This is a genomic window from Pseudomonas sp. p99-361, from assembly GCF_003935475.1.
In the GTDB taxonomy this organism is placed as follows: domain Bacteria; phylum Pseudomonadota; class Gammaproteobacteria; order Pseudomonadales; family Pseudomonadaceae; genus Aquipseudomonas; species Aquipseudomonas juntendi.
In genome coordinates, this window is record NZ_RHQO01000004.1 from 110203 (window position 1) to 123792 (window position 13590).

General features: G+C 57.3%; 11 protein-coding genes. 7 read left to right on the forward strand and 4 right to left on the reverse strand.

What is annotated here, in order from left to right:
* Positions 1-2: 2 nt before the first annotated feature.
* Genes EGJ22_RS03505 through fdnG form a run of 3 tightly spaced genes read right to left on the reverse strand, consistent with a single transcriptional unit; the run spans position 3 to position 4674 of the window.
* A complete protein-coding gene (locus EGJ22_RS03505; protein ID WP_009685688.1) occupies positions 3-659 on the reverse strand; it encodes a formate dehydrogenase subunit gamma in 657 nt (218 codons plus the stop codon).
* On the reverse strand, positions 656-1606 hold the full coding sequence (gene fdxH / locus EGJ22_RS03510) for a formate dehydrogenase subunit beta (protein ID WP_009685687.1): 951 nt from the start codon (positions 1604-1606) through the stop codon (positions 656-658). Before fdxH ends, EGJ22_RS03505 begins: the two co-directional genes overlap by 4 nt.
* Entirely contained in the window at positions 1606-4674 is a 3069-nt protein-coding gene (gene fdnG / locus EGJ22_RS03515) for a formate dehydrogenase-N subunit alpha (protein WP_146073866.1), read from the reverse strand. The genes fdxH and fdnG overlap by 1 nt, the downstream gene beginning before the upstream one ends.
* Before the next feature lie 205 nt (positions 4675-4879).
* On the opposite strand from fdnG, the gene EGJ22_RS03525 reads away from it, so the two are divergent.
* Positions 4880-5209 (forward strand): heme-binding protein, encoded by a 330-nt coding sequence (locus EGJ22_RS03525; protein ID WP_050492169.1) that lies wholly within the window; start codon positions 4880-4882, stop codon positions 5207-5209.
* Positions 5210-5518: 309 nt separating this feature from the next.
* Here EGJ22_RS03525 and EGJ22_RS03530 read toward each other — a convergent pair whose 3' ends face one another.
* A complete protein-coding gene (locus EGJ22_RS03530) occupies positions 5519-5986 on the reverse strand; it encodes a MarR family winged helix-turn-helix transcriptional regulator (RefSeq protein ID WP_019486335.1) in 468 nt (155 codons plus the stop codon).
* Positions 5987-6348: 362 nt separating this feature from the next.
* Here EGJ22_RS03530 and fdhA point away from each other — a divergent pair, with 362 nt between their 5' ends.
* The 6 genes from fdhA (at position 6349) to EGJ22_RS03560 (ending at position 13566) form a co-directional block, all read left to right on the forward strand.
* Complete coding sequence (gene fdhA, locus EGJ22_RS03535; RefSeq protein WP_019486334.1) at positions 6349-7545, forward strand: formaldehyde dehydrogenase, glutathione-independent; 1197 nt, start codon at positions 6349-6351, stop codon at positions 7543-7545.
* 170 nt (positions 7546-7715) lie between these two features.
* Positions 7716-9047 carry an MFS transporter gene (locus EGJ22_RS03540; RefSeq protein ID WP_003137460.1) on the forward strand — a complete coding sequence of 444 codons (1332 nt, stop codon included), beginning with the start codon at positions 7716-7718 and terminating at the stop codon, positions 9045-9047.
* Between the two features lie 36 nt (positions 9048-9083).
* Positions 9084-10361, forward strand: a complete 1278-nt coding sequence (locus tag EGJ22_RS03545) for an OprD family porin (RefSeq protein WP_023094435.1) — start codon at positions 9084-9086, stop codon at positions 10359-10361.
* A 381-nt stretch (positions 10362-10742) separates the two neighbouring features.
* Positions 10743-11696: a PDR/VanB family oxidoreductase gene (locus EGJ22_RS03550; protein WP_003137458.1), complete on the forward strand. Its 954-nt coding sequence runs from the start codon at positions 10743-10745 to the stop codon at positions 11694-11696.
* Positions 11697-11732: 36 nt separating this feature from the next.
* A complete protein-coding gene (locus tag EGJ22_RS03555; RefSeq protein WP_019486332.1) occupies positions 11733-12806 on the forward strand; it encodes an aromatic ring-hydroxylating dioxygenase subunit alpha in 1074 nt (357 codons plus the stop codon).
* A gap of 85 nt (positions 12807-12891) precedes the next feature.
* Entirely contained in the window at positions 12892-13566 is a 675-nt protein-coding gene (locus tag EGJ22_RS03560; protein ID WP_019486331.1) for an OmpW family protein, read from the forward strand.
* Positions 13567-13590 lie beyond the last annotated feature (24 nt).

The following is a 13590-nucleotide window of genomic DNA, read 5'->3' on the forward strand; positions in this document are numbered from 1 at the left end:
GCTCATCCTTCTTTTCGTCCGTGATGACTCGGCGGCTTGTCGCCAGTCACCTCGCGGTACCACAGTTCATGGTGCTTGCGTGCCCAGGCGCGGCTTACCCAGCCGTGCAGCATGGCGCCAATCGAGCCTTTGATCCAGATACCGGCGTAGATGTGCACGATAATGCTGAGGATCAGCACGAAGGCCGCCAGTGCATGCAGCAACGCCGACAGGCGAATTACCTCGATGCCGAACCAGTGGCTGAAATACGCTCGCCAGATCACCACACCACTGACCAGCAAGACCAGCATGCAAACCAGCAGGGTCCAGAACAGCAGCTTCTGCCCGGCGTTGTACTTGCCGATTGGCGGTACGCCCTCCTCCTGGTTACGCATTACCCGGTCAACCCGGCGCAGCCAGAGGCGATCATTCGCGGTGATGAAGTTGGCCCGCCAGAAGCGCACCACCAGGCCAACGAAAAACACGAACATCGCCACCCCCAGAAACGGGTGCAGGATGCGCGTCCACGGCCCACCGCCAAACAGGTTGCTGAGCCAGAACAGTGCCGGGTGAAACAGCGCCAACCCCGACAGCCCGGCGAGAAAGAACAGGATCGCCACCAGCCAGTGGTTGCTGCGCTCGTTGGCGTTGTAGCGCAAGATGGGTTTGTTGTCGTTCATGGCCGCTGCTCCCCTTGCCCACCGGGCTTGCTCGGATCATAGACATGCACTGCAGGGTCCACTGTCTGCACGCTCGGGTCGGCTGCGGCCGGGTGTTCGTCCTCCTCCACCCGCTGTGGCCCGACCCGCACATAGTGGAAGAACCCGGCCAGCACCGCCGCGCCCATCGCCAACAACGCCAAGGGCTTGGTAAAGCCCTTCCACAACCCTACCAGCGGGCTGATCACCGGCTGGTCCGGCAGGCCGGCATACAGCTTGGGGGTATCGGCATGGTGCAACACGTACATCACGTGGGTACCGCCGACGCCATCCGGGTCATACAACCCGGCGTTGTCGTAGCCACGCGATTTCAGGTCGACGATGCGTTCGGCGGCATGCACCTTCATCTCGTCCTTGGTGCCGAACACAATTGCCCCGGTCGGGCAGGTTTTCACGCAGGCCGGCTCCAGGCCCACGGTCACGCGGTCGGAACACAGGGTGCACTTGTACGCCTTGTGGTCTTTCTGCGAGATGCGCGGAATGTTGAACGGGCAGCCGGTGATGCAATAGCCACAGCCAATACAGTGGTCCTGGTTGAAGTCGACGATACCGTTGGCATGCTTGATGATCGCCCCTGGGCTTGGGCACGCCTTGAGGCAGCCTGGCTCGGCACAATGCATGCAGCCGTCCTTGCGGATCAGCCATTCCAGGTTGCCGTCGTCGCGCTCGTGCTCGGTAAAGCGCATCAGCGTCCAGGTTTCGGCAGTGAGGTCCTGGGGATTGTCATAGGTGCCGTGGTTGTGGCCGACCTCGTCACGCAGTTCGTTCCACTCCGAACACGCCACCTGGCAAGCCTTGCAGCCGATGCACTTGGTGGTGTCGATCAGCTTGGCGACTTCCTGCTGCTGGCGTACCGAGGGCGGCACGGTGGTGGTGGCCGAGCGGGCGATGATGTCTTGGCTGGCCATCAGAGTTTCTCCACTTTGACGAGGAACGACTTGGACTCTGGCGTCTGCGTGTTGCCGTCACCCAGGAATGGCACCAGGGTGTTGGTCAGGTAGCCATGCCGGGTTGCGCCGGTGAAGCCCCAGTGCAGCGGAATGCCGATCTGGTGCACGGTCTGGTTGTTGACCTGCAGCGGGCGAATCCGCTTGGTCACGACCGCCACCGCATCGATGTGGCCACGCTTGCTCGACACCCGCACCCGGTCGCCAGCCTTGATGCCTTTTTCATTGGCCAGCACCTCGCCGATCTCGACGAACTGCTCGGGCTGGGCGATGGCGTTGAGCCGGCAATGCTTGCTCCAGAAGTGGAAGTGCTCGGTCAGCCGGTAGGTGGTCGCCGCGTACGGGAATTCATCGTGCTTGCCGAGGGTGTCCCATACCGAGTCGAAGATGCGCCCGGCCGGGTTGCTGATCGCCTTCTTGTTCTGCGGGTGCAGCGGGTTGATGCCAATCGGCGTTTCGAACGGCTCGTAGTGCTCGGGGAACGGGCCTTCGGCCATCTTGTCGATGGCGAAGAACCGCGCCACGCCCTCAGGGTTCATGATGAACGGGTTCATCCCCGCCTCAGGTGGCGAGTCGACCTTGAAGTCGGGCACGTCGGTCCCGGTCCAGGTCTTGCCGTTCCACCACACCAGGCGTTTCTTTTCCGGATCCCAAGGCTGGCCTTGCGGGTCGCTGGAGGCACGGTTGTAGAGGATGCGGCGGTTGGCCGGCCAAGCCCAGGCCCAATTCTGCACCTGGTGCATGCCGTACGGGTCGCTGTTATCGCGGCGAGCCATCTGGTTGCCCTGCTCGGTCCAGCAGCCGGCAAAGATCCAACAACCCGATGCCGTGCTGCCATCGTCCTTGAGTTGACCGAAGCCCGACAATTGCTGGCCAGCCTTGAGGGCTGCACCGGCAGCATCGGTAAGGTCGGTGACCGCCCAGCCGTTCATTTCCTTGGCCAATTCCTCGGGGGATGGCTCATCAGCAATCTTGTACGGCCAGCTGATGTTCATGATCGCATCAGGGTAGGTCCCGCCCTCGGTCTGGTAACGCTGACGCAGGCGCAGGAACAGCTCGCTCATGATCTGCACGTCGGTGCGGGTTTCGCCCGGCCCGTCGGCACCTTTCCAGTGCCACTGCAGCCAGCGGCTGCTGTTGACCAGCGAGCCATCTTCCTCAGCGAAGCAGGTGGTGGGCAGGCGGATCACTTCGGTCTGGATATTGGCCGTGTCCACGTCGTTGAACGGCCCCATGTTGCGCCAGAACTCCGAGGTTTCGGTGGCGAGCGGGTCCATGACCACCAGCCACTTGAGCTTGGCCAAAGCCGCAGTGACGCGGTTCTTGTCCGGCAGCGCGGCGATCGGGTTGAAGCCTTGGCACATGTAGCCGTTGACCTTGCCCTGGCCCATCATCTCGAACATGCGCAGCACATCGTAAGCCGGCACATCGAGCTTGGGCAGCCAGTCATAGCCCCAGTTGTTTTCAGCCGTGGCGTTGGCACCGTACCAGGCCTTCATCAGGCTGACATGGAACTTGCCGTAGTTCTGCCAGTAAGACAGCTGCCCCGGGCGCAGCGGTTTGGAGGCGCGCTTGTCGATATAGGCTGCGTAATCCTGTTCGGCATCGCCGGCCAGCGTCAGGTAGCCCGGCAGCGAATTGGACAGCAGGCCAAGGTCGGTGAGGCCCTGGATGTTGGAGTGGCCGCGCAACGCGTTGACCCCACCACCGGGCATGCCCACGTTACCCAGCAGCAACTGCACCATGGCGGCACTGCGGATGATTTGCGCACCGATCGAGTGTTGCGTCCAACCCAGGGCGTAGAGAATCGTCATGGTCTTGCCCGGTACCGAGCAGCTGGCGATCTCTTCCCAGACTTTCATCATGGCGTCCTGCGGCATGCCACAGGTCATGCTCGCCAACTCCGGGGTATAGCGGCTGTAGTGCTGCTTCATCAGCTGGAACACGCAGCGCGGGTGCTGCAGTGTCGGGTCGACCTTGGCGTAGCCATCCTCACCCAGTTCATAACCCCAGCCGGACTTGTCGGCGTACACGCGCTTGGCCTCGTCGTAGCCGCTGAACAGCCCGTCTTCGAAGCCATAGTTCTCTTTGACGATGAACGACACGTCGGTGTAATTGCGCACGTATTCGTGCTGGATCTTGTCGTTGCTCAGCAGGTAGTTGATCAGCCCACCCATGAAGGCGATGTCGGTACCGGTACGGATTGGCGCGTAGTAGTCGGCCACCGAAGCCGTTCGGGTAAATCGCGGGTCGACCACGATAAGCCGCGCCTTGTTGTGCGCTTTGGCCTCGGTCACCCATTTGAAGCCGCACGGATGCGCTTCTGCTGCGTTGCCACCCATCACCAGGACCAGATTCGCGTTGGCGATATCTGACCAGTGGTTGGTCATGGCGCCACGGCCGTACGTCGGGGCAAGACTTGCCACCGTCGGGCCATGTCAGACACGTGCTTGGTTATCGAACCCCAGCATGCCTGTTGCGCGGATGACCTTGTGGGTCAGGTAGCCCGCCTCGCTGGAGGCGGCGGAGGCAGCGAGAAAACCGGTGGTGAGCCAGCGGTTGACGGTTTGCCCCTGGGCGTTCTTCTCGATGAAGTTGGCGTCACGGTCCTGCTTCATCAGGTCGGCAACGCGGTCCAGGGCCTCGTCCCAGCTGACCCGCACCCATTCCTGGCTGCCAGGCTTGCGCACCTCTGGGTACTGCAGGCGGCTCGGGCTGTGGATAAAGTCCAGCAGGCCGGCACCTTTCGGACAGAGGGTGCCACGGTTGACCGGGTGGTCGGCGTCACCTTCGATATGAATGATGTTCTGTTTGACGTTCTTGCCCGCATCGCCCTGGCTGTACAGGATCAGGCCGCAGCCGACCGAACAGTACGGGCAGGTATTTCGGGTCTCTTTGGTGTGCGCCAGCTTGAAGTGGCGCACCTGCTCGGCAAAGGCTGGCGTGGGGGCCATGCCCAACGCCGCCAGGCTCGAGCCTCCAAGGCCGATAGCGGCGACCTTGAAGAATTGCCGACGGTTCAGGTCCATCGTGCACTCCTGATCAGGTTTGGACGCACGAAACATTGCCGGCGCCTCTTGGTAGTCACGGTGGCGGGCCAAATTCTGCTCGCCAATGGATAAGACTAGTCAAGAATCGAGAAGGTGCGATGACATGTGTCAGGTAGAGAGCACTATGCCGGGTTACGGGGCTCATCACTTTCGGAAATGGACTACATAACTCCGCTCAGTCGTCATCAGCATCATCGACAACCACGGTAAGCCCAAGTATTTGCACCGTATGGACGGCGCAGACAAAGCCAGTATCAAGCTGGCGCAACTCAAGGCTGAGACTTCTGCCCGATTCCCCTTGGCCTCCCCCACCTCTAGCGAACACAGCCATGCACACCCGGCTAAACCCTATGCATCGTTGCCGGGGCTCACCTTGCTGGAGGGAGGCCTGCCAATCATGGATAAGAACGGCCTGCACATCGGCGGCATCGGCATCAGCGGCGCAACGCCGGAGCTGGATGCGCAGTTCACCCGGGTGGCGCTTGAAGAACTGGGTGGTGAAAGCACCCTCTGAGGTGACTGCGCTGGCCTGCCGCATTCATAAAAAAACCCAGGGCCAAGGCCCTGGGTTTCTGGTTTCGCTAGCCGCCTGATGTTCTGATCAGAACGGTTGTACATACAAAAAACTGTCAACAATGACAAAAAATCATTTTAGGTCAGGATGTTAGGAATCGTGATCGTGATCGCATTCAGAAATCCGTTAACTTCACATGATTTTAGGCAAGGGTTGTTTACATTTCCCTGGTGCAGCAGGTTGCTCCTTAGCCCCACCCTGGGGACTGGCTGTCCACCAGGTAAGCTCGTAGCGACTTGGAGATATAATTCAGCATTCCGGGTCAAATTCATTGACGTAGCTAACCTTAGCGTGCAAACGACCAAGCAGATTTACCAGCACATCCACCTCATCCGCCGAGAGGTCACTTAGCAACCTTCTCTCACGCTCAAGCGCGACGACTAGAACGCGATTGTGGAGTTCCTGGCCACTTTCCGTAAGACTCACGGTGTATCGCCGTGCATCTTCAGTGTCGACCTCAGAGCAGACGTAACCTGCTTTTTCTAGCGACTGTAACGACCGGCTAACCGCGCTCTTATCCAGCCCGATAACTTGGCTGATGCGATTAGCTGTGATGTGATTTTCAACCGCAAGCATGGAAAGCATGCGCCACTCCACCACGCCAATCCCAAAATGCTTGCGATAACAGTGGGATGCACCCGTCGCCAGCTTATTGGCCAGGAAAGTCAGCAGGCCAGGGACGTAACGCGACAAATTGAGATGCGTCGATTCAGGCATAACTGCGCAATCCTTGAGAACGTTTTCATTCATGGCGATTAGTTGACACCGCAACCAAATGCGGTAAGGATAACCTCAATCTTGGCCTTCGGCAGCATGCCATGGCGAAAGAAACCTCACAAAAAAAATTACCAGGGGTAAGTCATGATTGACGTCACATTTGCCGCCCTTTCCGATTCCTATAGTCAGCCTACGCTTCGCATCATTTGAAGCTCTCGGCAGCCTAGATTCCCCTTCCTCTTGAAAAAGCCGCTTCGATGCGGACGGCCAAGCTGCGCCTTCATCTCGGCCTAGTCGGCGGAATATCAAGGGACAGGGAGCGTTTAAGCCGCGCAATTCTGCGCGCATGTAGAGGAGGTTGTATGTCCGGAAACAGAGGTGTTGTGTACTTGGGAGCAGGAAAGGTCGAGGTTCAAAAAATCGACTATCCCAAAATGCAGGACCCACGCGGCAAGAAGATCGAGCACGGCGTGATTCTCAAGGTGGTCTCCACCAACATCTGTGGCTCTGACCAGCACATGGTCAGGGGCCGCACCACTGCCCAGGTCGGCCTGGTCCTGGGCCACGAAATTACCGGTGAGATCGTCGAGAAAGGGAGCGACGTCGAGCGCATGCAGATCGGCGACCTGGTGTCGGTACCGTTCAACGTCGCCTGCGGCCGCTGCCGCTCCTGCAAAGAGATGCATACAGGTGTGTGCCTTACCGTCAACCCGGCTCGCGCTGGTGGTGCCTACGGCTACGTCGACATGGGCGACTGGACCGGTGGCCAGGCCGAGTACGTGCTGGTGCCATACGCCGACTTCAACCTGCTGAAACTGCCCGAACGCGACAAGGCCATGGAAAAGATCCGTGACCTGACCTGCCTGTCCGACATTCTGCCTACCGGCTACCACGGCGCTGTGACTGCTGGCGTAGGCCCAGGCAGCACCGTCTACGTCGCGGGCGCCGGCCCGGTCGGCCTTGCTGCCGCTGCCTCGGCCCGCCTGCTGGGGGCTGCCTGCGTGATCGTCGGCGACCTTAACCCGGCCCGCTTGGCCCATGCCAAAGCCCAGGGCTTCGAGGTGGTCGACCTGTCCAAGGACACCCCGCTGCACGAGCAGATCGTCGATATTCTTGGGGAGCCGGAAGTGGACTGCGCGGTCGACGCCGTTGGCTTTGAGGCTCGTGGACATGGCCACGAAGGTGCCAAGCACGAAGCGCCGGCTACTGTGCTGAACTCGCTGATGCAGGTGACTCGCGTTGCCGGCAACATCGGTATCCCAGGGTTGTACGTGACTGAAGACCCAGGCGCGGTCGATGCTGCCGCCAAGATCGGTGCACTGAGCATCCGCTTCGGTTTGGGCTGGGCGAAGTCGCACAGCTTCCACACTGGCCAGACTCCAACCATGAAGTACAACCGCCAGTTGATGCAGGCCATCATGTGGGATCGCATCAACATCGCCGACGTGGTCGGTGTTCAGGTAATTAGCCTGGACCAGGCGCCTGAAGGCTACGGCGAGTTCGATGCAGGAGTACCCAAGAAGTTTGTAATCGATCCGCACAAGACGTTTAGCGCCTGAACATCTACCGAGACGGGGCAATCGCCCTGTCTCACCTCTTGCGTTGCTACCAATAAAGAAAACAAGAAGGTAAATCGCCATGCTCTTAGTACAAAACCGGGAAAATCCCGCGCCTTCGGCTGCCCAAAGATCAGCCTTCCTCGTGACTCAGCCTAACGGGGGAATCTCTCATGGATAATTCCATCGGGAAGTTGATGGATGAGAAACCCATGGTCAGTTTTCAGTGGGGCGTGATCTCGCTCTGCTTTCTCATCAACATGTTGGACGGGTTCGACGTTCTGGTAATGGCGTTCACTGCAGCGTCCGTTTCGGCAGATTGGGGGCTAACGGGGACCCAGCTGGGTTACCTCTTGAGCGCCGGCCTGGTCGGTATGGCGGTCGGTTCCCTTTTCATTGCGCCGTGGGCAGACCGGTATGGTCGACGCCCGCTGATCCTCGTTTGTGTGGCGATTGCCGGTTTCGGAATGTTGCTGTCTTCGTGGGCAACTTCACCTGAAATGCTGGGTGCACTTCGGTTGGTTACTGGCCTGGGAATTGGGGGGATCCTCGCCAGCAGCTATGTGATCGCAGGCGAGTACGCGAACAAGAAATGGCGCAGCATGGCTATCAGCTTGCAGACCACTGCTTACGCTTTGGGGGCAACCGTCGGTGGCATATTCGCGGCGCAAATCATCCCAGAGACAGGATGGCGATCAGTATTCTTCTACGGCGGAATTGCAACTCTCGTGACCCTGCCCGTGCTTGCTTTGTGGCTGCCGGAGTCGTTGGCATTTCTGATTTCGAGGCAGCCTAGAAAGGCGCTTGATCATATCAACACCTTGCTTGATCGAATTCATATTTCCCCGCTTCACGAACTCCCAGCTTTCCAGCGGTCCCACAATCCATCGATGAAACGCTCTTTCATTGAGCTCTTCTCCCCAAGCCTACTGCGCTCCACCTTGCTAGTGTGGGCAGCCTTCTTCTTAGTGATGTTCGGGTTTTACTTTGTGATGAGCTGGACCCCCCGCTTGCTGGTAGCTGCTGGATTGTCCAATCAACAAGGAATAACAGGTGGCGTTCTGCTGAACGTCGGCGGGATCATTGGAACCTCGCTGGTCGGCCTGCTCGCTGCCCGCATTCGGTTGTCACGGGTGTTGATGGGCTATCTGATAATCAACGCGCTACTGATGGCTGTGTTCGTAAGGTCAACGGCAAACCTACATGTTGCCTTTGCTGTAGTGGTTGCGATTGGCGTGTTCGTCAACGGCTGCGTCGCGGGTCTCTACTCACTGACTCCCTCTATCTACGATCCCTCTCAGAGAGTGACAGGGTTGGGGTGGGGGATAGGGATCGGACGTAGTGGCGCAATCCTGTCTCCACTGGTGGCCGGGCGGTTAATAGATGCACAGTGGCAACCCTCCGAACTGTACATGTTCTTCGCCTTGTCATTCGTCCTGGCTGCCATCGTCATTGGATTAATGAAAACCCAGCGGCGCTCCCAAGCTGCTCTTTCAAGTACCTAATCAACGCCAACAAAAACTACAAAAAAGGGCTCGAACATGTCCGACCAAATCAAATGCCCATGGCTCTTTAGCTTGGGCATCGCGGGAGCTATTGCCTCGAATCCGGCAATGGCCGATTTAACTGACGGAGCAAGTGTGACAGTGACTGCTCGGAATTTTTACCTTGACCGTGATTACAAGGGTGAATCTCCTCAATCAGCTGCTCGCGAGTGGGCCCAAGGCTTCATCCTTCGAGCAAACTCAGGTTTCACGGAGGGTCCAGTCGGATTTGGCCTGGATCTGACTGGCATGATCGGCGTAAAGCTTGACTCATCGCCGGACAGAACAGGCACGCAGTTGCTCGCCTACGACCCACAAGATCGCGAAGCGCGAGACGAATATTCAGAGATGGGCGTGGCTTTGAAGGCGAAAGTCTCGGAGACAAAACTGGCTGTGGGCACGCATTTTCCGAGCCTTCCGGTCATCACCGCGAGCCCAGCTCGACTTCTCCCACAGTCGTTCTTGGGGGCATACCTTACTTCCCAGGACATCAGTCAACTGAGTCTGCACGCTGGCCGTATGACTCGAATCAACCTGCGCGACTCGACAGACAATCAACCCATCGCAATTGCATCACCCAACGGTCGATTCCGCCCAGGAGCTAGCTCTGAGCGATTCGATTTCATCGGTGGGGACTACAAATGGTCGGATGCTCTGACCCTGCGCTACTACCATGCTCGACTTGAGGACATTTACGAGCAGGATTTTGCCGGCGCAATTCATTACCTGCCGCTAGGTCCAGGCAAGCTGAAAAGCGATTTCCGGGTATTCGATAGCCGTGACAATGGCAGGGCTGAAGCGGGCAATGTCGATAACCTCAACGCAGGCCTCATGCTTACCTACCAAGTGGGAGGGCACTCGCTAGGCATGGGCTATATGTACCAAACCGGGGACACCGCCATGGCGTACATAGCGGGTGGCGAACCTGCTGTTCTCAGCGATGGTGCGATGAGCTCAGATTTCGTCAACCCGAAAGAGCGCACGGCGGTTGCTCGCTATGACTTCAACTTTGTGGCGTTGGGCATTCCTGGACTGACTGCCATGGCGCGCTACATGCGCGGTACGAATATAGATCTCCCAAAGCTCGGGGGCAGCAATCTCACGGAATCCAGCAAGGACCTTGAGCTTGCATACGTTGTGCAGTCGGGCCCAGCAGCGGGCTTGGCGATTCGATTACGGCATGCTTTCTACCGAAACGATCACGAACCAACCGCCACGTTCCGCAGTGACAACGAGACCCGAATCAACCTCGACTACACCCTGAAGGTCTGGTGAACGGAACCAACAGCAAAGCTTCATGAGCCTAACATACTGATTTTGATGGAAAATTATGTTCTTACGATGAGGCCGCTCAGAGGTTACAGCTATATGACTGCCTCAGCTGAGAAGAAAATGATCACTGGAATTGGTTGACACCGCAACCAATTCAAGTGATTCTAAGCTCAGCCGAAGTGCAAAGTGATGGTCGCCTCGATGCAGACCACCTCCATACAAAAATAACCGAGTAAGGTGCCACCATGACCCGCCTTAATTATGCCTGCCTGTCCCCTCCTAGCATGATCTCTCCAAACTCTCGACGCGACTGAGTTCCTATCCACTCATAGTTGCATGCGCGTAAAAAATTTGTAGGCCACTTTTTGAGTGGAGGGAGAAGTCATGTTGAAAGTTCAGGTTTTCCGAAAGAAAGTTGAAGCGACCGATATTCTCAGCTTTGAATTACGGGCGGTCGGCACTGAAGAGCTTCCTGCGTTTAGCGCAGGTGCTCATATCGATGTCCATATGCCAAATGGCATTGTTCGCCAATACTCACTGTGCAACTCCCCAGCTGAGCGTCACCGCTACGTCATCGGTGTTTTGAAAGATCCAGCTTCACGCGGCGGGTCGATTTCGATGCATAGCGAAATCGATGTAGGTGGGCTTATTTCAATTAGTGAACCGCGAAATCTTTTCCCGCTTGATGATGGCGGCGACAAGCATTTGCTATTTGCTGGTGGTATTGGCATCACGCCGATCCTGGCAATGGCACATGCGCTGCATGAGCGGGGAGCTAATTTCGAGCTTCACTACTGCTACAGGACCTCCGATCGGGCGGCGTTCGTCGATTATCTCAAAGCCTCTGACTTCAAGGATCGTGTCTATCTGCACGACGACAGTGGTGCCGAGGAACAGCGGATCAGCGCCCATGATTTGCTTGGGCTTCCGCAACCCGGCTCGCACCTCTATGTGTGCGGTCCCGGTGGTTTTATGAATTACATCTTGGAAACCGCTGCGGAACACCGCTGGCCGGAGTCTCAGGTTCACAGGGAGTTCTTCGCCGCCGCCCCAGTGAGCCACGAGGGCGACCAACCATTCGAAGTTGAACTTGCGAAATCAGGGCAAGTGATCCAAATCCCTGCTGACCGCACCGTGTTCGAGGTGCTTGACGACTGTGGCATCGAAATCCCCAGTTCTTGTGAACAAGGTGTCTGTGGCTCTTGTATCACACGAGTTCTGAAGGGTACCCCCGATCATCGTGATCAGTTCATGACCGCAGCTGAGCATGCCGCTAACGACCAATTTACACCTTGCTGCTCCCGCTCGAAATCGCCACGCCTGGTTCTCGATTTGTGAGTTCCGATAATAAAAACCTGATCGATGGAGGATGCCATGAGCACTTCTGCTGCTGAACAACTCGCCTATGAGGTTGCGCCAACGCCTAAAGCCACAGCCTTTCCACTAAACCAGTGGTATGTCGCTGCGCTGAGCTGGGAGCTCAAGGACAAACCTGTAGGGCGTACATTGCTCAACAAGCCTGTTGTCCTGTTCCGCATGGGCGATGGCCAAGTCGCTGCCTTGGAAGACCGCTGCTGTCATCGAGCGCTGCCTCTGTCTAACGGGACGTTGGAAGAAGCCGGGGTTCGCTGTGGGTATCACGGTTTGCTGTTCAACCAAGCCGGCAAATGCGTTGAGATCCCTGGCCAGGACAAGATCCCAAGTAAGGCAAAAGTACCCGCTTACCATGTGCGTGAGCGTGATCAGATCGTGTGGATCTGGTTTGGAGCTGACGCAGCATCCGAGCCTGATTGCGAGCCACCAGCATACGAGGTCCACAGTAGCGGAAAGTATGTTTTTGATGGTTCCGTCTACCACTACGACGCGCCGTATCAGCTCATTCACGACAACCTGATGGACCTGAGCCATCTGGGTTATGTGCACTTGAAAACTATTGGCGGGAATGCGCGGATTCACATGAACGCCGAGATGAAGGTTGAAAGTGAAGGTGACATGGTCCGGGTTGTACGCTACATGCCTGACTCAGTCCCACCGCCCACTTACACTGCCGCTTTCCCTTTCAAGGGCAATGTCGATCGTTGGCAGGAAATTGAATTTCATGTATCGCATCTCCGAATCTGGACCGGCGCGGTCGATGTCGGAACTGACTCGATGGATGATCCGGAGCGTGGCGGGTTCCATATGCGTGGCTTCCACGGAGTAACGCCAGAGACGGATACCACAAGCCATTATTTCTGGACGATGGCAACTAACCCAGTGAGTGATCCTGAGCTCATCAAGGCCAAAGTGATTGAACAAACAGTCCTGACCTTCGATGAAGACAAAGAAGTCATTGAAGCGCAGTACCAGAACATGCGTCGCTTCGGTGAAAAACCCATGATCGATATTCATGTTGATGTTGGAGCGAACCGCGCTCGACGAATCATCGACCAGCTCAAGCTCCAATAGCTTTATTGATGTATTCCCCGGTCATGCCCTAAGCATTGCCGTGGAGCCGACGTCCTTGCGTGCTAAATAAAAATAAGAGGTACACATGAGTAATCTGTCCCGTTACAGCCTGTCGTTTAAGAGAACGGCCGCGACACTCTGCGCTTCGGTGTTAACTGCCTACGGTTCAATGGCACACGCTGCAGATGAATCTAACTGGTGGCTGCGAATCGGCCCTGGCTACATTCAGTTCGACGAGGACGTCACATTGAAGGCATTCGGCAACACCATTCCAGGTGCCGGTGCCGACATGAAGAATAACGCTGCACTCATCGGTGAGTTGGGCTACCGCTTCGCGCCGAACTGGTCTGTCGCGTTGACGTTGGGCAACCCTCCGAAGACTAAGCTGACTGGTAAGGGCACAGCTGACGGACTAGGGACGTTGGGTAAAGCGAAATACGGGCCCGCCGGTATTTCGTTGCAGTACCAGTTCAACGAGAAAGGCGCCTTCCGCCCGTATCTGGGCGCTGGCCTGAGCTACCTGAAAATATTCAGCTCTGAGGACGGTGCTGTCCAGGATCTGGAAATCGACGATACCTGGGGTCCGTACTTCCAAGCCGGTGCCGAATACTGGTTTGGCGAGGGCTACGGCGTCTTCCTGGACGTGAAGAAGCTGTATTTGGAGACCGATGCGAAGGGCAACCTCGGTGGCGCGCCCGCAAAGGCTGAAGTCACTCTCGACCCGCTGGTCTTCCAGACGGGCTTGGTCTTCAAATTCTAAGTCACCTGCTATAGACGCGGAGCT

Excerpts from the sequence above, each read along its gene's own strand:
- EGJ22_RS03560 (WP_019486331.1), top strand. The coding sequence starts at position 12,892 with ATGAGTAATCTGTCCCGTTACAGCCTGTCGTTTAAGAGAACGGCCGCG.
- fdxH (WP_009685687.1), bottom strand. The coding sequence starts at position 1,606 with ATGGCCAGCCAAGACATCATCGCCCGCTCGGCCACCACCACCGTGCCG.
- EGJ22_RS03555 (WP_019486332.1), top strand. The coding sequence starts at position 11,733 with ATGAGCACTTCTGCTGCTGAACAACTCGCCTATGAGGTTGCGCCAACG.
- EGJ22_RS03505 (WP_009685688.1), bottom strand. The coding sequence starts at position 659 with ATGAACGACAACAAACCCATCTTGCGCTACAACGCCAACGAGCGCAGC.
- fdhA (WP_019486334.1), top strand. The coding sequence starts at position 6,349 with ATGTCCGGAAACAGAGGTGTTGTGTACTTGGGAGCAGGAAAGGTCGAG.
- EGJ22_RS03540 (WP_003137460.1), top strand. The coding sequence starts at position 7,716 with ATGGATAATTCCATCGGGAAGTTGATGGATGAGAAACCCATGGTCAGT.
- EGJ22_RS03550 (WP_003137458.1), top strand. The coding sequence starts at position 10,743 with ATGTTGAAAGTTCAGGTTTTCCGAAAGAAAGTTGAAGCGACCGATATT.
- EGJ22_RS03530 (WP_019486335.1), bottom strand. The coding sequence starts at position 5,986 with ATGCCTGAATCGACGCATCTCAATTTGTCGCGTTACGTCCCTGGCCTG.
- EGJ22_RS03545 (WP_023094435.1), top strand. The coding sequence starts at position 9,084 with ATGTCCGACCAAATCAAATGCCCATGGCTCTTTAGCTTGGGCATCGCG.